This window comes from Cytobacillus purgationiresistens (assembly GCF_030813235.1).
In the GTDB taxonomy this organism is placed as follows: Bacteria; Bacillota; Bacilli; order Bacillales; family Cytobacillaceae; genus Cytobacillus; species Cytobacillus purgationiresistens.
The window spans coordinates 1-20,885 of sequence record NZ_JAUSUB010000030.1 but is presented as its reverse complement, the minus strand read 5'-3'; the positions used below and the strand labels follow the sequence as shown (position 1 = coordinate 20,885).

Sequence of the window (20,885 nt, the reverse complement as noted above, 5' to 3'; positions counted from 1 at the left end):
TGATGAAGGCAAGAAAGATCATTCTAGAGGGCCGGCATGGCTTAGTTTTATCAACAAATCAGAAAAAGACTGAAGGCCATGCACGGTTCGACCACTGCTATAAATTCATTTATGCAGTGAAAGGAGCCATGCACTATCAATCTCAATCACAGGATGTATCGATTGCAGACCACCAATTCATCCTCTTTAATCCATTGGAGGAGCATCGCCAGCTCGCAGCAGATAATCATAAGTTTCTTATTGAGATCCACCCGAACTTTCTTATAGAATTATCCGCTCAGCTTGACTATACTTCACAGATTCAATTCGCCAATACAGTGCAAAAAAATCCACAAATCACCAGATGGGTACAGTTTATGAGTCATTATATCGAGGAGGATTCTGCTCATCAGGATGTATTTATCGAGCATAGCCTGACACAGCTAGTCCTGCTATTATTGGAGCAAACAGCAGGCAGCCACTCCACCGAATTAAATGTGACGCCATTTAAGAGTATTCAGCCTCATGTGGCTCTGGTGATGGATGCACTGAAGCAAAGCTACAATGCACCTTGGTCGCTTGCGGAAATGGCGCAGGTCGCCCATATGAGCAAATATCAATTTGCCCATATCTTTAAAGAGACAACAGGCATATCCCCCTTCGCATGGCTGCAGCTTTATCGGGTTGTACGCAGTCAAGAGGCGCTTATTCATTCAGACGAACGCATTCTTATCATCGCATTATCACATGGATTTTCCTCTGTATCGGTGTATACTCAACTGTTCAAACGGTTATATGGTGTCACGCCCCGTGATTTTCGCCAGAAATTCAGCAAGTAAGCCGCAGCACATGTGAGCATGAAGGCACCGCAAACCTTAAATAGCAGCGACGTTGATAGATAAGAAGAAAAAAAGCCAAAGAGCGCCAACGATAAAATATTTGAAAGGTAGAGCAGAACGGCATTAAAGCTGAAGCCTCGCCCGAGCTTATCAGGAGGTACAAGTTTTTGCAGCAGATACACCCTTGTAAGACTGGCAATCGGCAACCCTATGCCGGCAATACAGACCCCAATGAAATAGACTGGCAAACTGGCTGCAAAGCCTAAGATGAAGATCCCCGCTCCCCAAATCATAGAACCATACATATAAATCTTTAAATTGAGTGAATTCCAAATAAATGGAATCAAGAGATTTGTAACAATCACAATCCCTCCGTACAAACTCAGTAAAATGCTATACCACTCCTGTCCGTGAGCAGTCGTATCAATTAGTTGCAGTAGAAGTCCTACCTGCCATACCCAGGTATTTGAGAATACTATGATAAACGTGACTGCAAATAAAGTGACTAAAGTGCTTTGACCTTTTACCCAAACGACAAAGTCAATAATAGAACCATAAATGTTGGATAGACCCCTTTTTGTGGTGATCACTGTTTCCTCCGTAACATAAAGACGGCTGATGAAAAAGGCGCTTAATAAATAGGCTAGCGCGTGAATGGTGAAGAAATGAATAACCCCGATTGCATGCATCACACTCAAACTAACTAAAGGAGATAACACCTGTATGCCTCTAGTTGCAGAATCGAGCAGGCTATTCACAGCTGACCTTCTTTCCTCCGCCACAATCAAGGGCAGCATTGCTCGGTGTGCAGGGTTGAAAAAGCATCCCAATGATTGAATTAGAAAACTGACCAGAAGCAAGTAGGTGAATGTAAGCATCTCAAGATAGCTGAAAACAACGATAGACAAGATAAGTGGCGTCCTTAAAAGCTCCATGCAAATGAGGAGCCTTTTTTTGTCAAACCAATCAGCAATCACGCCCCCAGCCAGCCCAAATAATAAATAAGGAATCGCTTGAGCAATCGCAATACCAGTGATTTGCAGGGAAGAGGCCGTAAGTTCATAAGCTATAAAAAGAAACCCTAATCCTGACAGAGTGCTTCCTAAGCTGGAAGTCGCTGCACCCGCTATATAAAGGGAAATATTCCGATCTTTTAATACATGAAAAATCATGTGAATCACCTCATATATAGTGTAAAACGTATAAGGATTGGTTTCTGTATACATATTGCTGAGTTTTTTGGCAAGATGAATGGGTTATGGAGGGAAGGGGCTTTTTCAAGCGTTAAAGGTCATTTAAAAGTAAATTGATGAAAACTATAAATGAATTAGTTCTGTTAAATTGAATCAATGTTTTGGGAGGGTTTCTTTCTTTTTATCGATTTTAAAATAAATTGATACTTTTCATTAGGTTTTAGATGTCGTTAAAGAGTGCATTTCTTAGGGAATCGCCATTTTATTATGCAGTTAGCGCAGTGAGGTTAGACCAACTGGTTTTTCTTGCCTTAATCATTGCTTAAAGGAGGTATAAGAGTAAACCGCAAGTCATAATTGAATGGAGGCATACGTAAATAATATAGTATCAGAGAGAATTAACTAGTGGACATGGGAGGTAGGGATATGGAAGAAAACAATGGATGGTTCCAATTAGAAGCAAAAGACCCTCTAAAAAGCACAACGCCCCTAAAAAGTACTATATCCAAAAATACACAGGATCTAGAGCAAGAGAAGAAATCCAAAAGAAGAAAGACCAATAATCAGCTAAAAGAATCCAAAAGTCAGGCTAAAGGAATGGCTTCACGAAGACCTTCAGTACAGAGTGCTGTGGAAAATGAGAAAACTAAAAGAAATCCTAACCATTATCAAACAGCATCAAGAATACAGAAAGAGGAAATGCCTTTTCAAAGGACCTCAGTAAAGAATGAGGTACAAGATGAGCATTATCAAGATCGCGGCCTTTCAAAGTGGGCAGGGGATTTGCCAGCCGAAATACATTCGCAGACTGTAGGTGAAAGAGGTCCCGTCCTAGAGCAGGATAATATTTTGCATGAAACCCTGGAGATTTTTGTCCATGAAAAAATCATAGAAAGACCGGTACATGTAAAAGGCTATGGTGCTTTTGGCTACTTTGAAACGATGAATTCCATGGCGGAATATACAAAGCTCAGTTTCTTGCAAAACCCAGGACAGCAGATTCCTGTTACGGTGAGGTTTTCGCTTGCTGTTAGCACGAAAGGCACCCCGGATACTTCCCGCAATGTGCGTGGGTTTTCAACCAAATTTTATACTGAAGAGGGGATATTTGATTTGATCTGCAACCATATCCCTGTGTTTTCCGTACGTGACGCCATTCGTTTTCCCGAGTCCATCAAAGCCTTCTTGCCATCGCCGAAAAACAATCTGATTGATCCCGAACGGTTTTGGAGCTTCGTCGCAAGGGCGCCGGAATCCACTCATTTTGTTGTCAGGCTCTATTCTGACGCAGGCACTGTAAAAAGTCTTCGCCACATCCCCGGCCATAGTGTGAATACCTATGTCTGGAGAAATGCGCAGGATGTTCGCCGCTATCTGAAATACCGTTGGGTTCCTTTGGCTGGCGAAAAGTATATAGACAGCCAAGAAGCCTCCAAGTTGGCAGGCGAAAATCCTGATATTGCCGGCCAAGATTTATTCGATACCATTGCCGCAGGAAAGACTGTAGAATATGGGCTTTATGTGCAGCTCATGAATCCTGAAGACGAAGCCAAGCTTCCTTTTGATCCGCTCGATGATACGAAGGTATGGGATGAACAGCAGTATCCTTTGAAACCAGTTGGCCGAATGGTGTTGAACCGCAATCCGGATAACTATATGGAGCAGGTGGAGAAAGTGGCCTTTTCACCGTCCAATCTTTTAGAAGGTGCCGAACTATCAGACGATAAGATGCTGCAAGGACGCGCCAATATCTATTGGGATTCTCAGCGCCGCCGCCTCGGACCAAGCTTCCGTGGCATACCTGTAAACCATCAGCAAGACTGGTCGCCTGCGAACCTTGTAACAAGCGGAGAAGGAAGATATGTGAAGGGTCAACTTGAGCGGTCTGATTTGTCCAAACAGGACGACTTTACCCAGGCGGGCGAGTATTATCAGGCTCTTTCTCCTGTGGGGCAAGAACACCTAGTGAATAATCTATCTACCGATCTTGCCGGCATATCACATGAAACAAGAAGCATTGTCATGAATTATCTATATAATGCCTCGCCTGAACTGGGAGAACGGGTTGACCGGCAAATTGAAAAGAAGACAAAGGGGTAATTTTTTTAGAATTATACTAGAATATTACGGTGTATTGTAATAGTGGCGCTTTAAGCTATTTGAATCTTCTTATTTAGAGCTGTGAAGCAAGAGCCCAACTGCATCGTGAATTCATACACTTAAAGGGGTGTTCCAATAAAAAAGGAATGCCCCTATTGGTTTCTAAAGTAAAAGTGTGCTACAGATAAAAAAGTGAACACAACCAGATGCCAAAATAACTGTAGAAGAGACTACCTGAAAAGTAGTTCTTTTTATTAGACTAACAGGGGTTAGTGAAAGAAGGTAGATAGTTGTTTAAATGATTAATTTGTCTTAAACTGGAGTTATGGGGTGAGTTAAATGAATATTTCAAATAAATTAGTAGATTATACAATTGTATACGATGACAGAAAAGAAATAAATTCAGGTAAATACGAACATAAGAGAATTATTATAGATGAAGTAAAAAATGCATTTAAAAAAGATGTAGAAAATAGAACTGGCACAGATGTAATCATTGTTTACGATTGGCGTAAGACTCATAGTGGTATGGAAATTCTTTTATATGCTTTTGAAAATTAGAGGCAAAAAAATTCGCAATCCTTCATTATAGTGGATTGCCATTTTTGATGTCGCTAAAGCGGCAGTTTTCAGAGGGGAAATACTGTAAGATTCTATTTAATGCTGAGTTTAAACAAAGTTGTGCTGTTATAAAAAAGGTGTACCGTTTATAAAAAAGATGAACCGAAATGATCTGTTATTTCATTGAGTTAATGGCGCAGATGGTTCAAGAAGAAATGGGTTGTCGTTCTAACTGTCAGGTTCGTTTGTGAATAATGCTCATTGAAATGATCAAATTTTAGGTCCAACAATGGATTGTTTTGTTGTAGTACGGTTATTCATTCTATATAGCATGTTTACAAATTAGATTATTAGCTCATTTAGAATAAAGTTAAAGTATATTATCTGTTCCATTACTACCATTATTATTTTTTCATATAGTTTATGCGAATATCGCACCATAAAATATGAATTTTACTAACAGGTGCTATAATAAAACGAATAATATTAATGCATACTTAAATAATGAGTGAAAATAAAAAGGAGCAAACTAATATGAAACAGAAAAAAGGCATTGACAATAAAAAGGAATTGACACTAGAAGAACTTCTTAAAATATTGAAAGACCGCTTTGAGAAAAACATGAACCGCCATAAAGGGGTTGAATGGGCTGAAGTACAAGCAAAGCTGGAAGCTAATACTAAGAAACTGTGGTCGCTTAATGAAATGGAAAGAACTAGCGGTGAACCAGATGTTGTTGGCCATGATAAAGAGACAGGAGAATACGTTTTTTATGATTGTTCAGCGGAAAGCCCTAAAGGTCGCAGAAGTGTTTGTTACGATCGCGAGGGACTGGAGTCAAGGAAAGAACATAAACCAGAAAATAACGCTATTGATATGGCAGCCGCGATGGGTATTGAGCTTTTAACGGAAGAACAATATCGAGCGTTACAGAAACTTGGAAATTTCGATTTGAAAACGTCAAGCTGGGTGCAAACACCTTCTAATATTAGAGAACTCGGTGGTGCCCTTTTTTGCGATCGTCGTTTCGGTCATGTCTTTTTGTATCACAACGGTGCTTCCTCCTACTATGCTGCAAGAGGGTTCCGAGGCTCGCTAAGGGTCTAAAATTTCATAGACAACTAAATGGTAACAGGGGCTTTCCTCAAATAAGGGAAGCTCTATTGCTTGTGGAAAAAACGGGCAGGTTAGCGAAATAACTAAAAATGGTATACGATAATTAAATTAATTTAAAGGGCTAATAATGATGAAAAAGTATTTTGTTTTTTTGATTAGTTTTATATTGCTTTATTTTATATTTCAAATAGGTTCAGGTTTAATTCAAACTATTTTTTACACACCAAATTTACATCAAGAGCAAGTTTTTGGTCAGATATTGTCATTGCCATTATTAATATTGGTTATTGCTTCCTTAGCCTATTTGCTCGCCCAAAGCCTATTTATTGATACAAAAAAATTGAACAAATAAAGAGTCTATTTTAAAGAATTATAATTTCTTATATTTAAAATGGTCGGCGATTTTTCATTCGAAGAATCGTTTTTTATTGCACAAACGGTGCAGGTTAGTAACAGAAGAACAAGAAGTGATATGCACTAATAACCAACTTGTTCTTCTCTTAATTTTTGTTGATGATAAAATATCAAACAAAACATAGCTAATCAGACTATTATGGTTTTACAGGTACGCATATTTCGCAATAATGGTTATTATTCATATCACCAATGTATCTTTCGAAAATTGGTTTGTTATCAATTTGATATCCATTGCTTTGTAGAGATGGAAAAATAGTAGCATATGCATTTTGAATATCTTCTGCTGTATGTTTAACTTTATAAACCAGGTATTTTCCACCAGAAAGTTCCCTCTCGCTCATTGAATCATCCATTTGATAATCCTCTGATAGCACAATACAGGCATCAAACCTACAATTTTCAGGAAGTATTGTCTCAGGGTTATCTTGCTGAATTGCAAGTAGTGTAGTACTCGATTTAAGAAGTTTTTTCTCCTTAGCCCATTTTTTCAACTTTTCCATCACTTCAATATTTGCGGGACCATATGGACCGACTCGTCGTACATAAGCGATACGATAGTTTGGAAGTGTTTCGACTTTAAATTTCATCAATTATTCTTCCTTTCTTGGTTTATATTTGTTTGATACATTTCGAATGTAACACGCTTTAAAATAATATACATTTTATTTTTAAAACTTTTTGTAATTTTGTTATTTCTCTTTTTTGTATTAAAGGATAGTGGTGAATCAATAACGAATTTTCCCTTTTTCTTTTCACGTAACGGAGCAGCATTGCTATAATAAATGAAAGTTTGTGAATATAAGTACTTAAGGTATAGGGGGCATTAGCATAATAAAGTGAAGTTAGTTTAAGAAGGAATTGTAACGAATTAGATAGAATTTTAGAGCATATGAAGACACTTGAATTTATGGAATAAATGAGGTGTAATCTTGAGTTTCTATTTTTCGTTATATTGGTATTTTTTGGTTGTGATCATGTTGATAATAATTTCAGCAACCTTGTCTTATTGGACTATAGGGCAGAATAGTTCAAAATAGTTCAACAGAAAAACCGCAATATAAAATTACGGTTTTTCGATGAGGTACAATCAATGCAGTTTGTTTAGATAGCAAGTATAATTGGCAGAAAATTAAAGGAGTTTTGAGAATGGTTTATGACACAATTATTATTGGTGCTGGTACAATGGGGATTGCTGCAGGATACTATCTTTCAAAAAGAGGAAAACGCGTGTTAATGCTTGATTCCCATAACCCTCCTCATGATAAAGGAAGCCACCACGGAGATACTCGAATTATTCGTTTTTCATATGGAGAAGGAGAAAATTATGTACCATTGCTTCTTCGTGCAAATGAGTTATGGAGAGACCTAGAAAAAGAATCAAGTGAATCTATTTTTCTGCAAACAGGCGTTTTAAATAGTGGGAAGGAAGATTCGACATTTATTAAAAATGTCATTTCAGGTTCAGCCACATATAATCTTCCCTTGGAGGTATTATCTTCTGAAGAGATCAATAAAAAATGGAAAGGTTTTTCTCTTCCAGAAACATTTATAGGGTGTTTTGAATCAATGGGAGGCATCTTAAAAACATCAGAGATTATTAATTCATACCGTAATCTTGCTAGCAGTAATGGAGCTGAAATACGATCGAATTCAAAAGTAGTTAGTATAAAGCCTAATTCTGATAAAGTGGTTGTTTCAACAAAAGAACAGAGCTTTGAAGCGGAGTCATTAATAGTTGCGGCGGGAGCTTGGTCTAAATGGATTTTGGAAATGCTTGATTTAGAATTGCCTCTACAGCCATTGCGAAAAACCTTTGGGTGGTATGAAGCGAAAAATTCCTATGAATATCCAAACTTTCCATGTTTCACGTTTGAGACTGATAACGGAACCTTTTATGGCTTTCCAAGTATAAATGGAAGAGGCATAAAAGTAGGTCGACATGATGGTGGTGTGCCTGTGAATCCTGATAAACCTCTTCGTAAGTTTAATGATAAGGACGATTTGGAACTGAAGAAATTTTTAAATGATCATATGTCTGAAAACGACTTTACTCTAAATGAGGGTAAAACTTGTTTATACACGATGACAACAGATGAAGATTTTATTATAGATCAACATCCAGTATTTAAGAATATTGCAATTGCAGCTGGATTCTCAGGACATGGGTTTAAATTTGGTAGTGTAGTTGGTGAAATATTGAGTGATTTTATATCGACTGGACAAAACAGATTTGATCTTTCTTCTTTTAAACAGAATCGGTTTAAAAAGATAAGCTAAGCCATTAATTAAATTATTAGTTAAAAGGTGACAAACATTAAATACCATTAAGAACATTCCCTACACAATAGGCATATGATGACCATACCAATTTGTGAAGGGAAAGATCATCATGTATTACCATTCTCCAATTTATCCCTACCAGTATTACGCACATACAGCAATATATAACCCTGGCGATAGGTTAAGAAAGGGTCAAAGAAACTATCGAGTAAGAGATCATGGGGCACAGCCATATGTCGTAAATATTGATGAGGCGACTAAGAGTAACCATACTTATCGTACGGCTTTATGGACTGGAACACATTTGCAAGTTACGTTGATGAGTATTAATGTTGGCGATGATATTGGTTTAGAAATTCACCCTGCAACTGATCAATTTTTACGTATTGAACAAGGTCAAGGAGTTGTTCAAATGGGTGATCAAGTGAATTATTTACATTATGTACAAAATGTTCACCAAGATGATGCGATCATGATACCTGCGGGAAAATGGCATAATGTAACCAACACTGGTAATGTCCCGCTTAAGCTTTATTCTATTTATGCGCCACCTCACCATCCGCATGGTACTGTTCAGCAAACGAAAGCTATTGCAATGGAACAAGAAGAAAACCATCGTTATTTATATTATCAAGGTGGGGTAATTTGACATATAATCTGATTTTTTAACACTCATAAAGCCTGAACCTATCTAATCAGTATTCTATGTAAAGGACATTTTAAACTAAGATGATCTCTGTATATTAAAGTGATCCTTGTTAAATAGACAGAAAAAAACCTGAGTCCGATATTGATATGGACTCAGGTTTTTTTTCATTTTTCTCCGAATATATCTTCTTCGCACTTAGATTGGACGATTTGTTATTTCTAACGAATGAGTAAGGCATTAGAGGAACTAGTGCGCTGTTTATAGAAATATTTGAATGTAAAGGGGGATCATGATGTCAGAAACTAAGATAATAGAACTAGATAGTGAACTGCTAGAGGGTACGGGAAGTTACTGCTTGCGAAGCAAAAAAGTCTCAGGGATATGTAAATAAAAATAACGGTATCCATCATGCAAAAAATCTATTAAAACTAGGCGTAGTAGTCATCACAAACCCTGAAACATCATGGACCCCAAGTAAAGACATTTTTATAAAAAATAATTTTAAGCAAATTGAGAAAGGACCCTATCATTTTGAATTACTTATTTATCATTTCTATGCTGATGTTTACGAATCAACACCTTGTTTTCCAAGCAATTGGAATGAGAGCGTCCAAAAGTTCTATGACTTTACCATTTTACGCTCTTTCCAATGTCCATATGTCGAGATTGCAACAGAAAATATCATAACAGCTGCCAAAAGGTTAGACCTGACTGTGCGAATCATTGATATCAAAAATAAAAAACAGTTAATGGAATTATCACCGACTCCTTATGGCATATATTCTGTTGTTTTCAAAGGGGAGCTTATTACATTTCATCGGTTAACTGTTCATTCGGCATTTAAGAGGTTAAGAAGTCTCATGTAACTGGATATTTATATCAGTAAGAGGAAGGGAACTAAATATGTTCAGAGAAATGACAAACGAAATACTCAATCAATTCAAAGTGCATCCCCAAAAAAAACGTCCGTTAATTGTTGGAATAGATGGTTTAAGTGGAGCCGGAAAATCAACATTAGTAACACAACTTGAGAGAGAGCTTAAAAATAAATGTATTGTAAGTGTGATTCACATTGATGATCATATAGTAGAAAGCAGCAAAAGGTATCATACGGGATATGATGAATGGTATGAGTATTACTATTTGCAATGGAATATAGAAATGATAACGAACGACTTATTTAAGAAAATACATAATCGAGACAAAGAATTAACGTTGCCTTTTTATAATAAGTCTACAGATACCAATACTTTTAAAAAAATTAAGATAACACCAGAAAGCATCATCTTAATTGAAGGTATATTTTTGCTAAGAAAAGAATGGAAAAAGTTTTATGATTATACATTGTTTTTAGACTGTCCACGAGAGATAAGATATGAAAGAGTGTTAAAACGAGAGTTGGTTACTGGTGATTCCGAAGAAAGGTTAAATAAATATAAAAAGAGGTATTGGCTAGGAGAAGACTATTATTTAAAGACTCAGCATCCGAGGAAAGAAGCTTCAAAAATCTATAATAGCTTTTTATGATTTTACTATTAACAGGGAGTTTAGCTCAAGAAGGAATACATAGTGAATCGGGGAAGAACCAGTATATAACATAGAATTACGATCAAATAAATAGTATAATAAGAAACATGATGCATGATCTCTTTTATTAAAATCTTGAATATTACCTTGACATAACCTGATTTCAGCGTTAATATTTCTAACGTAAATAACAATTAAATTACAAAACCTTTTTGGATTTGTGGACTTTTCAAGGGAGATTTTCTCTCTTTTTTCGCCACACACTTATTTTCTCTTAAGTGTGTGGCTTTTTTATTTGCATTTGAAATGTTTTTATAAGGAGGAGAATAAAAATGAATCAGTGGATTTATCCGTTAGCTGTTTTTCTAGGAGGCGCCTGCTTTGGGGTTTTGTCTACCTTTGTTAAATTGGCCTATGGGCAAGGGTTTGGGTTGGCCCAGGTTACAGGAAGCCAGTTTATTGCAGGTACCTTATTGATTTGGTTGCTTGTACTATTTACCAAAAAACAAAAGGTAAGTATAAAAAGGTTTTCTACAATCGCTTTTGGTGGCATACCAATGGCGCTTACTGGGATTTTTTATTATCAGTCATTGCAAACGTTAGACGCTTCATTAGCTATTATATTCTTATTCCAATTTGTATGGATCGGGACATTAGTAGAATACTTGATCGATCATAAAAAGCCGAGCAAGCAAAAGCTATTTACCATTTTCATGCTATTAATTGGTTCCATTTTAGCTGCTGGCGTTTTATCTAATGGATTTAGCAATCTTTCTATAACAGGCATGGTATGGGGATTACTTGCTGCTTGCTCATTCTCTGCCTTCGCATATGTAAGTGGGACAGTGGGGAAAGAGCTGCCGCCGATTCAGCGCAGTGCGATATTCGCTCTTGGGGGATTAATTACTACGTTTGTTATTTTTCCACCTATATTTTACTTTGATTTTGCTACAGCAGCGGCAATTACCCCCTATAGCCTGTTTCTTGGCCTTTTTGGTGTCATGCTGCCGCCGCTGTTATTTGCGATTGGCATGCCGCATGTTGGAGCGGGGCTTGGCACCATTTTATCATCCTCGGAATTGCCGGTTGCGTTATTTATGTCATTAGTCTTTTTAGACGAAAAATTACAGCTGGCACAGTGGATAGGCGTTTGTATTATTGTAGTTGCCATCATATTCGGCAATCGCCCAAATGCCAAAGGGAAAGCAAATTCATTCCAAGAAAACCCTGGGAAAATGAAGGCTAGTTAACATCGAAACCCCTTCCGTCTAAATGCTGAAGGGGTTTTGAATCGTCTTTTTTATTTATAACAATAGGTGCAGTTTAGTTTAAGTTCTATTACCATAATAGCAACAACCCCAATACTTATTCATTTATATTGATGGACAGGATACGTTGCAATCTTGATAGGCCTGAGTCTTTACAATCTCATTTAAATAATGTTAAAAGTTTATTTTTAATTACTCAAAGTGATCAATCAGACGCTAAATACTTGGCAAATAAAAGAATTGTTCAAATGGCTAAAGAAGCTGGTGTTAGAAGAATTGTGGCATTAATGGACTTTAAGTGCCAGAATTCATAAGCTGATATTGCTACTGTTGCAGTAGAGGCACTTACAGAAGAGGGGCATCATGAAAAAGTATACGATTTAACAGGACCGGAAGCATTATCTCCTAAAAGTATGCTTAAGCAAATTTCTGAAGTGATTGATGGACCGATCGAACTGTTTGTACAATAAGATCACTAGTATATTTATTAGTTTTCTTTCTGAGAAAAGATATTTTGAGAGTATCGGAAAGTTAATAAATGTTATAAAATTCAAAAAAATATATTGCTTCATTGTTTAAAGGTATTACCTGTATATAGAATTAAAGAGGAGTAAAATGAAAACTACTGAATTTCAGTAGAAGGCTCTTAGTTTCTTGTTATAGGAATAAGTTCAGTTTAACCTTCTTAGCCTTTCGGAGAAAAAAAGATTGTGCTATTATTTAGGAGGCATCTCATATTGGAGAAGTTTAATCAGAAGGTTCATAAATAAGAAGCAATGATAGCTTCTTAATAAAAGTTATACTTTCATAAATGTAGAAGATGGGCGAGGCGAAATAAAAATGTTAAATGATAATGTAAGGATTGAAAGCGATTTCTTAGGATCAAAGGGAATACCTTTAGATGCATATTACGGGGTCCAAACTTTACGTGCAGTCGAAAACTTTCCAATAACAGGCTATCGTATTCATGAAGACTTAATTAAAGCGTTGGCAATCGTTAAAAAAGCAGCTGCTTTAGCAAATATGGATACAAAGAGATTGTACGAGGGACTTGGTCAGGTGATTATTCAGGCAGCAGACGAAGTGATTGCAGGCAAATGGCATGAACATTTTATCGTGGATCCCATCCAAGGTGGTGCAGGTACATCCATGAATATGAATGCAAACGAAGTCATTGCTAACCGCGCTTTGGAGTTACTTGGAAAAAATAAAGGGGAGTATGCTCTCCATTTAAGTCCAAATAGTCATGTGAACATGTCACAATCAACAAATGATGTTTTCCCGACTGCAATTCATATTGCCACTCTTAATTTACTCGAAAAATTGTTAAATACTATGCAAGATATGCTTGCAACTTTTAAGAAAAAAGCACAACAATTCGACCATGTCATTAAAATGGGTAGAACACATCTCCAAGATGCAGTTCCAATCCGTCTTGGTCAAGAGTTTGAAGCATATAGCCGTGTACTAGCGCGGGATATTAAACGCATTCAACAATCTCGCCAGCATTTATATGAAATAAATATGGGAGCAACAGCTGTGGGAACAGGGTTGAATGCAGATCCTCGTTATATCGAGAGTGTAGTTAAGCATTTGGCGGATATTAGTGGCCTTCCACTTGTTGGTGCAGAGCATCTTGTTGATGCAACACAAAATACAGACGCTTATACAGAAGTATCTGCTGCATTAAAAGTATGCATGATGAATATGTCTAAAATCTCGAATGACTTGCGTTTAATGGCATCTGGCCCTCGTGCAGGCCTTGCGGAAATTAGCTTGCCTGCTCGTCAGCCAGGCTCATCTATTATGCCAGGGAAAGTTAATCCAGTTATGCCTGAAATGATTAATCAAGTAGCCTTCCAGGTCATTGGCAATGATCATACCATTTGTCTTGCTTCTGAAGCGGGTCAGCTTGAACTAAATGTAATGGAACCTGTCCTTGTGTTCAACTTACTTCAATCAATCAGTATTATGAATAATGCATTTCGTGCCTTTACAGACTATTGTCTGGCAGGTATTGAAGCCAATGAGGATCGTCTAAAAGCTTATGTGGAAAATAGTGCAGGGATTATTACTGCTGTAAATCCGCATATTGGGTATGAAGTGGCAGCACGTATCGCAAGGGAAGCGATTATGGAGGGTAAATCCGTACGTGAACTATGCCTGAAGTATGATGTATTAACGGAAGAGGAACTTAATCTTATTTTAAATCCTTACGAAATGACAAACCCTGGCATTTCAGGAGTATCTCTATTTGACCGAGATTAAATAAATTTTATTAAACACGATTGTTAATTTTAAAAAATATTCCTATTATGGCTTATTTCAGATAGGGTGTCGGTACTCAATTAAGGGTATGACCTTTTTCTTTTGGACCTGTCGATGGTATTTTTGTGGAACAAAGGTAGTAGCATTTCAATAGGACGCAATAGCAAGAGAAATAGGCTGTCATATGGCAACCTATTTCTTACGATTAATCAAGTGTTTGTGAAATCATTTAAGCTGTTTTAGTAAGGTGCTATCGTATATTCTTCAATTTCTTTAACGAGCGCGCCTATTTCTGCTTCTAATTTTATAGATGCTCTTTGTATTGAAGTAGAATAACTCAGAATATGGCTTTTATAAACGGTCATTTCGAATGGATTCCTAGCCGCCGCAGCTTTAAGCTGAGTGGCTTTTTCAGTTGCCCATTTATTGTACAGTACACACTTATTTTTTCTGCAATGGAATGCTCATTTGCTTTTAGAATGTTCTCTAAGCTATAAATAATGACATCAATGTTGGCTTTTTTTCATATTATATTTTTGGGGTGAAAAAAATGCCAAGAATAAATTATACAAGTTCAGACGTCGATTTAATGGCAAGGATGATGCGAGCGGAAGCCGAGGGTGAAGGACAACTTGGAATGTTATTCGTTGGAAATGTCATTGTTAATCGTGCGATTGCAGATTGTTTAGACTTTAAGGATGTTAGAACAATTCCACAAGTTATTTATCATATACAAGGGGGAAATTATTCTTTTGAAGCTGTTCAAAAAGGGAATGTTTTTTATAACAGAGCGAGATCTGCCGAAAAAAAATTGGCAGAAAAGAATTTGAAAAACTGGAGAGAGCACCCAGGGAAATATGCTCTGTGGTATTTCAATCCATATGCTCCATGCCCTCCAACATGGTACGATCAACCTTTTTCTGGTCAATTTAAAAATCATTGTTATTATGAACCAAAGCCTGGAACATGTGAGAGTGTTTATACGTGAGGTTTATCTTACTCTTTTTTTCATCGGTGTTTTGGAATATTTTTATTTCAAGAAATAAAAAGGGAACTTCCTGGTTAGCGGGTGTTCTCTTTACTTATATCAATCATTTAGTAATAGTAATTATCAAAGAAAGCAAGATTGTGAAATATTACACTTTAACGAAAGGGGGCATTTCTTCATTAAGAAGAGATGCTTTTCTTTATGTCACAAACGTGGCAGATTAGTTTAATATGTTTTAGGTTTGCATTTAATATCTAGAAATAGATGGTCTAAGGAAATGAAGTAATATATATTGAAGTATCAGAGGAGTAAATGAAGTTACTGTAAATAAAAATATATTATGTTGATCCTGAATCATTTGAGGATTAGAAAAATTTTAATAGCTACAAGTGTAAAATATTTAAATATGTTTGTAACGTAATTAAATGCTAGGAGTTATATAAGTGAAAGGGGTGAAAAGAGATGGGCTTTGAGGAAATCTATCGTGAATACTTTAAAGAAGTTTATTTGTATATCAAATCATTAAGCCACGATGAGAGTATAGCGGAAGAAATTACGCAAGAGGCATTTTTTAAAGTGTTAAAATCAATTGAAACATTTGATGGTTCTAAAGATCTTAGAGCGTGGCTTTTTACAATTGCAAAAAATACATATTTCTCTCATTACAAAAGAAAAAAAAGACAAATAGATTTAGATGTAAAAGAAGAACCAAGTACGGGAGTTCAAATTGTAAAGCATTTGATGAATGAAGAAGATGCCTTTACTGTTCATCAGTTTCTTCACTTGATGGATGAACCATATAAGGAAGTCTTTTCACTACGCACTTTTGGCGAACTGCCTTATGAGAAAATTGGGAGACTTTTTGGAAAAAGCGCAGGGTGGGCAAGGGTGACCTTTTACAGAGCGAGGAAAAAAATTATTGAGTATATGGAGGAGATGAATCATGAAAGAGATTAAATGCACAATCATTCAAGATGTTTTACCTCTTTATATTGATGAAGTAGTTAGTCAAGATACAAAAGAAATGGTAGACGAGCATTTACAGCATTGTGATAAGTGTCAAATGGAATATGAGTCCATGAAAAAAAATCTTTATATTCCCGTTGAAAATAAAGTCTCTCTTTTTAATAAAGTCAGTAAAAAATGGCGTAAGAAAAAAATAATGATCTCAATGGTTTCCATTTTAGCCACGGCAATTATTTTAATGGGGGCGTTTTCGTATGTTTTTTATTATGAAACGGTTATTCCATATTCGGACAATCTAGTTAAAATTGAAATACAAAATGATAATCAATTGGTTTCCCAGTATTTTGGTGAAAGCTATGCTGGTATTAACGAAACGCATCCTATGCCACTTGAAATTGATGGCGAGAAAAAGAATGTGAGTTTTATTTTTTATACAAAAACCATTGCCGATTCTCCTTCGAGAAACCTTATTAATAATGAAAAAAGTCTTAATGAACAAGAATATACCTTTAAACTTTCTGAAAGTGAAAAAATTGATGCTGTGTACTATGTGGATTTTGATGTAGAAAAAATCACTGCTGGAAAAGATTCTTGGGTCTCAATTTTAGAACGAGCTGTATTGATTTGGGAGAAATAAATAAGATGCTTGAGAATAGGTCATTATGCTGTGGGTAATTTAGAGTGTTAATAGACAAGTAATGGAGCTATAGTATTCCAGTTGTGCAACAATATTTTAGGTCTTCATCCAATTAAATGCGATTCCTGATTAAGAATTGCTTTTGCTTTTCGAACAACGGGGACATTAGTAAAAGATCCAGGGCTGTCATAAAGACAGCCTTTTCTTATTTCACAGATGGGCAGTTTTGTTTAAGAAGTATTAATAACTAAAACAGAGCAGGGATATAATGTATTCAAGTAGAATATGAGCCTAACTATTTTTGAAGGTGCTCAAAATGTTTAAATTAAATTTTATAGCAATTTGTATCGCTAATATTAACACAGTACTACCTACATACTATTCAACAATCGGGACATATTGTTGAATAATTTAGTTTTAAAATGGTTTTTTGTTTTTATTATCATTAGTCTCGGTGGGTATAGTTTAAAAGCAGCATTCATCCACTCTTTAAAAATTATTGACATTCAAAAAAATATGGCATGAGTCCAGTTGAATACCGAACTCATGCCACATAAAGGAAGTTATTTATAACTGCATGCTTGAAAGGTACATGTTCAGTTAGGTAGGCTTTGATAAATAAACATATTATAGTTCTGTATAGTGCAAGACTTTTGGATAACCATCAAAGAAGCTTCTAAGCATTGAATCCCATTTCTTGAATTTAGCACTCCCTACGAAGCCATCAAGATGATCTTCTAAACTATTCCAATGGACAACGAGTATAAAATGAGTTCGATTATCTTTATTTCGAATCAGTTTGTGAGATAAGTACCCCTCAGAACTGCTTAAAATAGGGAATACTTCGTTTATTGTTGGTATAAATTCTTCCACTAACTCTTCTTTGATAATCAACATGGCATGTTCGATAACCATTCATTCATAAACTCCTTATTTTTTTAAGAAACGTTTTATTCCCTCGACAGCATAATCGTGATCAAGTTGAGGTGTAAGCCCTGCTACTGTTACACTTCCAATAACGCCTACGTCTTTAATGCGAATCGGGAAAGATCCGCCTATAGCTTGATATTCTGATGATTGAAGAAGGGAGCTTTCATCATGAGTCGTTCCTTGCTCTTCGAATCTGGCTCCAATATAATGTGAGCTTCTATTGTAATGATCCACTATGCGTTTTTTTCGGTTTAGCCAGAATACATTTTCTTCAGATGTACCATACATTAGGTGGGTAAATAAAGGTACTCGATTACGTTCAATATGAATAGCTACTGCTTTATTATTCTCTTTTGCATAATCAATTAATGTCATGCCCAGATTTAGCGCATCTTCATTGGTGAATACTTCAAATTGCAATTCGTTTTCTACGTTTTCGAGTTGTTGTAAATTCATAAATAAACTCTCCCTTAAAATAATTTTTGTTTTTTATCTAATCTATAATTCAGTACGGATAGAAGAAATGCGAATGCCACCATAATTGCACCAATCCATGCCGTATCGATATATGTTAAATTGTCTATTGCTAATCCACCTAAAGTAGATCCTGCAGCGATTCCTACATTAAAGGCTGATATATTTAATGCAGACGCAAAATCTTTTGCAGAGGGAACCAATTTTTCAGCAAGCGTTATAATGTACGCTTGAACTCCTGGAGACATCATAAATGCAAATAAACCTAATAAAATAATAGATAAAATACTTAATACTTTACTAGGTAGTAGTACCATTTGTAATAAAAGTACGATTCCTTGGAGTAAAAAGACGTAGCGTAAAGATTTAACTGGATGCTGATTGGCCATTTTCCCACCGACTATATTTCCAATGGCAACGGCAACTCCATAAACTAAAAGCAACAATGAAATAGACCCTGATGAGTACCCACTGATATTTTCCAGTATAGGAGAGAGGTAGGTAAACAACGAAAAAGTTCCACCAAAACCTAAGGCAGTCATTAATAATGCCAAGAGAATTCGTTTATTTTTCACAAATTGTCCTACATCTTTTAATGTAAGTGGATATGCTTGTTTTTTTACTTTATCAATGGCAAATACATTAACAACTAGCCCGATAACCCCTAGTATAGCTACAGCACCGAATGTGGCACGCCATCCAAAAAGTTGACCTATATACGTCCCCATTGGGACTCCAGCTATGGTTGATACTGTTAAGCCTGAAAACATAATTGAAATTGCTGTTCCTTTTTTGTTTTCTGGTACGATATCGGCAGCCACTGTGACTGCAATAGCAAAAAACACACCATGTGCGATAGCAGTAATAACTCGTGAGATCATTAATACTTCATATGTTTCTGCAATGGCTGAAATTGCGTTACCTAAAATAAAAACCAACATTAAGATAAGTAAATAGCCTTTTTTAGGAATACGTCCTGTAATAGCTGTTACAATAGGTGTTCCAACAGCTATTGCTACCGCATAACCAGAAACTAAAGTGCCGGCTTTTGTCACAGAAATAGATAGATCATCAGCAACTGTTTGAAGTAAACCTACAATAACGAACTCGGTTGTTCCTATAGCAAAAGCACTAATGGCCAAAGAAAATAAAGCAAAGTATACTTTTGTTGGCATATATTCCCCCTCCTTAACATATATGGGTTTTTCCATCAAAGCATTTTTGATATACGCGAACTACATTGAACAAGTTTCTTACTCAAAGTTTTATCTAATTTTTTATTTAAACGAAGTGTTGGACCAGCTATCGCTACTGCTGAAATCATATTCCCCTCAAATATGACAGGAGCAGCAATACAGCGTAGGCCTATTTCTGTCTCCTCGTCATCTACTGAGTATCCTTGCTTACGAATGACCTTTAGGTGTTCTTTTAATAAGTGCAGGTCTACAAATGTATTTTTTGTATTTTGTACTAATATTAATTCTTTAAGGATTCTTTCGAGATTAGTTTTGTCTAAAAAAGCTAATATGACTTTTCCTAGAGCGCTTAAATGTACAGGAGTCCGCTCACCAACCTCTGAGTGTGCTCTCATAGAATGAGTGCCGTCAACAACTTGTACGGTGACTATTTCAGTGCCATAAAGAATTCCAACATAGGCTGTTTCCCCAACTTCTCTACTCAACTCATATAAAGGTGGAACCGATAACCAATTTGCTTTTGAATTAAAGGAAGTAGATAAAGATCCCATCTTATTAGTAAGACTATAGGAATTATCAATTTTTTTGACATAGCCCATTATTTCAAGGGTGTATAACAAACGAAAAGCTGTTGATTTATTAAATGAGAATGTTTGTATGACTTCATTAAGTGTCATATCTTTTTCGTGCAAAGCATCTAATATTAAAAGTCCTTTTTTTAGTGTAGCTACTTCGTATTGCTTCAATGGATTCACCTCTCTTTCGTACGTTGTTCATAATAAAATGTTGAGGTGTAAAATTCAAAAAAAGAGAAAAAGTTTCTATATTTGAAACAACACCTTTAAAATAACGCTAGTATTTTAAGTACACTTTCTTTTAAGGTGTAGTATACAAAATATAAAATGTATTATTCATATAAGCAGAGAGGTTATGTAGAAGAAGGAATATTAAGGCAAGGCAGGCTGAGAAATGGTGTGTATGTTGACCCACTCCCAATGAGTATTCTTAAGAGTGAATTCATACATTTAGCTGAAATCGCTAATTTTTATTAATTATAGGGCTGCATTTATTAGTTTAAAGAGAATTGGATTCTCTCCTTATAGAGGGAAGCTCCTATTCTTGTGTTGCTAAAGGGGCAGTTTAGTGGAAGAAGGAAAAATGATAAATATGAATTCAACGGCATAGGGAGGGGAATTTATGATAATAACTCAACAATGGAATCAAGAAGATAGTGAATACATTCGAAAAAAAGTGATTGAACATAACCTTTCTAATCTACCAGATGATGTTAAACATCCAGTTAAAAATGTTAGTTTTATTCTTAGGGACGAAGGAGGAGACATTTTAGGGGGCATAACAGGAATAATTTTTTGGTATAACCTACATATTGATTTCCTATGGGTTGGATAGGCTACACTTAGTTAGACAGAATTTTTAAGGTCAAGTAGACTACATATAATACTTTCAAGGAGAATCTACATGACTAAAAGAGAACGC

20 protein-coding genes are annotated in these 20,885 nt (G+C 36.0%); 14 read left to right on the top strand and 6 right to left on the bottom strand.

What is annotated here, in order from left to right; genetic code table 11:
• Positions 1-2 precede the first annotated feature (2 nt).
• Entirely contained in the window at positions 3-818 is an 816-nt protein-coding gene (locus J2S17_RS23170; RefSeq protein ID WP_307478418.1) for a helix-turn-helix domain-containing protein, read from the top strand.
• Here J2S17_RS23170 and J2S17_RS23165 read toward each other — a convergent pair.
• Entirely contained in the window at positions 755-1,990 is a 1,236-nt protein-coding gene (locus J2S17_RS23165; RefSeq protein ID WP_307478416.1) for an MFS transporter, read from the bottom strand. The two genes, J2S17_RS23170 and J2S17_RS23165, sit on opposite strands and share 64 nt — an antisense overlap.
• 447 nt (positions 1,991-2,437) lie before the next feature.
• On the opposite strand from J2S17_RS23165, the gene J2S17_RS23160 reads away from it, so the two are divergent.
• The 3 genes from J2S17_RS23160 (at position 2,438) to J2S17_RS23150 (ending at position 5,779) form a co-directional block, all read left to right on the top strand.
• A complete protein-coding gene (locus J2S17_RS23160) occupies positions 2,438-4,111 on the top strand; it encodes a catalase (RefSeq protein ID WP_370875109.1) in 1,674 nt (557 codons plus the stop codon).
• A gap of 339 nt (positions 4,112-4,450) precedes the next feature.
• Complete coding sequence (locus J2S17_RS23155; RefSeq protein ID WP_307478415.1) at positions 4,451-4,672, top strand: hypothetical protein; 222 nt, start codon at positions 4,451-4,453, stop codon at positions 4,670-4,672.
• Between the two features lie 504 nt (positions 4,673-5,176).
• The gene (locus J2S17_RS23150) at positions 5,177-5,779 is read left to right on the top strand and encodes a DUF4256 domain-containing protein (RefSeq protein ID WP_370875108.1); all 603 of its coding nucleotides are present in this window, start codon (positions 5,177-5,179) and stop codon (positions 5,777-5,779) included.
• A gap of 560 nt (positions 5,780-6,339) precedes the next feature.
• On the opposite strand, the gene J2S17_RS23145 is transcribed toward J2S17_RS23150, so the two are convergent.
• Positions 6,340-6,792, bottom strand: coding sequence for an AraC family transcriptional regulator (locus J2S17_RS23145; protein ID WP_307478414.1), 453 nt, complete (start codon positions 6,790-6,792; stop codon positions 6,340-6,342).
• Between the two features lie 559 nt (positions 6,793-7,351).
• On the opposite strand from J2S17_RS23145, the gene solA reads away from it, so the two are divergent.
• The 9 genes from solA to J2S17_RS23100 all read left to right on the top strand — a co-directional run bounded on the left by solA (position 7,352) and on the right by J2S17_RS23100 (position 16,788).
• The gene (gene solA, locus J2S17_RS23140) at positions 7,352-8,482 is read left to right on the top strand and encodes an N-methyl-L-tryptophan oxidase (RefSeq protein WP_307478413.1); all 1,131 of its coding nucleotides are present in this window, start codon (positions 7,352-7,354) and stop codon (positions 8,480-8,482) included.
• A gap of 112 nt (positions 8,483-8,594) precedes the next feature.
• On the top strand, positions 8,595-9,134 hold the full coding sequence (locus tag J2S17_RS23135) for a cupin domain-containing protein (RefSeq protein WP_307478412.1): 540 nt from the start codon (positions 8,595-8,597) through the stop codon (positions 9,132-9,134).
• A gap of 903 nt (positions 9,135-10,037) precedes the next feature.
• Complete coding sequence (locus J2S17_RS23130; protein ID WP_307478411.1) at positions 10,038-10,661, top strand: kinase; 624 nt, start codon at positions 10,038-10,040, stop codon at positions 10,659-10,661.
• 332 nt (positions 10,662-10,993) lie between these two features.
• Positions 10,994-11,911 carry an EamA family transporter gene (locus J2S17_RS23125; protein ID WP_307478410.1) on the top strand — a complete coding sequence of 306 codons (918 nt, stop codon included), beginning with the start codon at positions 10,994-10,996 and terminating at the stop codon, positions 11,909-11,911.
• Between the two features lie 858 nt (positions 11,912-12,769).
• Positions 12,770-14,197 (top strand): aspartate ammonia-lyase, encoded by a 1,428-nt coding sequence (gene aspA, locus J2S17_RS23120; protein ID WP_307478408.1) that lies wholly within the window; start codon positions 12,770-12,772, stop codon positions 14,195-14,197.
• Between the two features lie 550 nt (positions 14,198-14,747).
• Positions 14,748-15,185, top strand: coding sequence for a cell wall hydrolase (locus tag J2S17_RS23115; protein WP_307478406.1), 438 nt, complete (start codon positions 14,748-14,750; stop codon positions 15,183-15,185).
• A 26-nt stretch (positions 15,186-15,211) separates the two neighbouring features.
• On the top strand, positions 15,212-15,409 hold the full coding sequence (locus J2S17_RS23110) for a hypothetical protein (protein ID WP_307478404.1): 198 nt from the start codon (positions 15,212-15,214) through the stop codon (positions 15,407-15,409).
• A 238-nt stretch (positions 15,410-15,647) separates the two neighbouring features.
• Positions 15,648-16,142 (top strand): RNA polymerase sigma factor, encoded by a 495-nt coding sequence (locus J2S17_RS23105; RefSeq protein WP_307478402.1) that lies wholly within the window; start codon positions 15,648-15,650, stop codon positions 16,140-16,142.
• Positions 16,129-16,788 (top strand): zf-HC2 domain-containing protein, encoded by a 660-nt coding sequence (locus J2S17_RS23100; protein WP_307478401.1) that lies wholly within the window; start codon positions 16,129-16,131, stop codon positions 16,786-16,788. Before J2S17_RS23105 ends, J2S17_RS23100 begins: the two co-directional genes overlap by 14 nt.
• Positions 16,789-17,415: 627 nt before the next feature.
• Here the strand turns inward: J2S17_RS23100 and J2S17_RS23095 are convergent.
• From J2S17_RS23095 to J2S17_RS23080, 4 genes are read right to left on the bottom strand one after another with little or no spacing between them, the layout of a single operon-like run.
• Positions 17,416-17,703, bottom strand: a complete 288-nt coding sequence (locus J2S17_RS23095; protein ID WP_307478399.1) for an antibiotic biosynthesis monooxygenase family protein — start codon at positions 17,701-17,703, stop codon at positions 17,416-17,418.
• 15 nt (positions 17,704-17,718) lie between these two features.
• Positions 17,719-18,174 (bottom strand): heme-degrading domain-containing protein, encoded by a 456-nt coding sequence (locus tag J2S17_RS23090; protein WP_307478397.1) that lies wholly within the window; start codon positions 18,172-18,174, stop codon positions 17,719-17,721.
• 14 nt (positions 18,175-18,188) lie between these two features.
• Complete coding sequence (locus J2S17_RS23085; RefSeq protein WP_307478395.1) at positions 18,189-19,367, bottom strand: MFS transporter; 1,179 nt, start codon at positions 19,365-19,367, stop codon at positions 18,189-18,191.
• A 35-nt stretch (positions 19,368-19,402) separates the two neighbouring features.
• Positions 19,403-20,134, bottom strand: a complete 732-nt coding sequence (locus tag J2S17_RS23080; protein ID WP_307478394.1) for an IclR family transcriptional regulator — start codon at positions 20,132-20,134, stop codon at positions 19,403-19,405.
• 451 nt (positions 20,135-20,585) lie between these two features.
• Here J2S17_RS23080 and J2S17_RS23075 point away from each other — a divergent pair, with 451 nt between their 5' ends.
• The gene (locus J2S17_RS23075; protein WP_307478393.1) at positions 20,586-20,798 is read left to right on the top strand and encodes an acetyltransferase; all 213 of its coding nucleotides are present in this window, start codon (positions 20,586-20,588) and stop codon (positions 20,796-20,798) included.
• The last annotated feature ends 87 nt before the right edge of the window (positions 20,799-20,885 follow it).

Bases quoted from the DNA above. Each gene is read 5' to 3' on its own strand.
- J2S17_RS23170 (WP_307478418.1), top strand. From the start codon at position 3: ATGAAGGCAAGAAAGATCATTCTAGAGGGCCGGCATGGCTTAGTTTTA.
- J2S17_RS23165 (WP_307478416.1), bottom strand. From the start codon at position 1,990: ATGATTTTTCATGTATTAAAAGATCGGAATATTTCCCTTTATATAGCG.
- J2S17_RS23160 (WP_370875109.1), top strand. From the start codon at position 2,438: ATGGAAGAAAACAATGGATGGTTCCAATTAGAAGCAAAAGACCCTCTA.
- J2S17_RS23155 (WP_307478415.1), top strand. From the start codon at position 4,451: ATGAATATTTCAAATAAATTAGTAGATTATACAATTGTATACGATGAC.
- J2S17_RS23150 (WP_370875108.1), top strand. From the start codon at position 5,177: ATGAGTGAAAATAAAAAGGAGCAAACTAATATGAAACAGAAAAAAGGC.
- J2S17_RS23145 (WP_307478414.1), bottom strand. From the start codon at position 6,792: ATGAAATTTAAAGTCGAAACACTTCCAAACTATCGTATCGCTTATGTA.
- solA (WP_307478413.1), top strand. From the start codon at position 7,352: ATGGTTTATGACACAATTATTATTGGTGCTGGTACAATGGGGATTGCT.
- J2S17_RS23135 (WP_307478412.1), top strand. From the start codon at position 8,595: ATGTATTACCATTCTCCAATTTATCCCTACCAGTATTACGCACATACA.
- J2S17_RS23130 (WP_307478411.1), top strand. From the start codon at position 10,038: ATGTTCAGAGAAATGACAAACGAAATACTCAATCAATTCAAAGTGCAT.
- J2S17_RS23125 (WP_307478410.1), top strand. From the start codon at position 10,994: ATGAATCAGTGGATTTATCCGTTAGCTGTTTTTCTAGGAGGCGCCTGC.
- aspA (WP_307478408.1), top strand. From the start codon at position 12,770: ATGTTAAATGATAATGTAAGGATTGAAAGCGATTTCTTAGGATCAAAG.
- J2S17_RS23115 (WP_307478406.1), top strand. From the start codon at position 14,748: ATGCCAAGAATAAATTATACAAGTTCAGACGTCGATTTAATGGCAAGG.
- J2S17_RS23105 (WP_307478402.1), top strand. From the start codon at position 15,648: ATGGGCTTTGAGGAAATCTATCGTGAATACTTTAAAGAAGTTTATTTG.
- J2S17_RS23100 (WP_307478401.1), top strand. From the start codon at position 16,129: ATGAAAGAGATTAAATGCACAATCATTCAAGATGTTTTACCTCTTTAT.
- J2S17_RS23095 (WP_307478399.1), bottom strand. From the start codon at position 17,703: ATGGTTATCGAACATGCCATGTTGATTATCAAAGAAGAGTTAGTGGAA.
- J2S17_RS23090 (WP_307478397.1), bottom strand. From the start codon at position 18,174: ATGAATTTACAACAACTCGAAAACGTAGAAAACGAATTGCAATTTGAA.
- J2S17_RS23085 (WP_307478395.1), bottom strand. From the start codon at position 19,367: ATGCCAACAAAAGTATACTTTGCTTTATTTTCTTTGGCCATTAGTGCT.
- J2S17_RS23075 (WP_307478393.1), top strand. From the start codon at position 20,586: ATGATAATAACTCAACAATGGAATCAAGAAGATAGTGAATACATTCGA.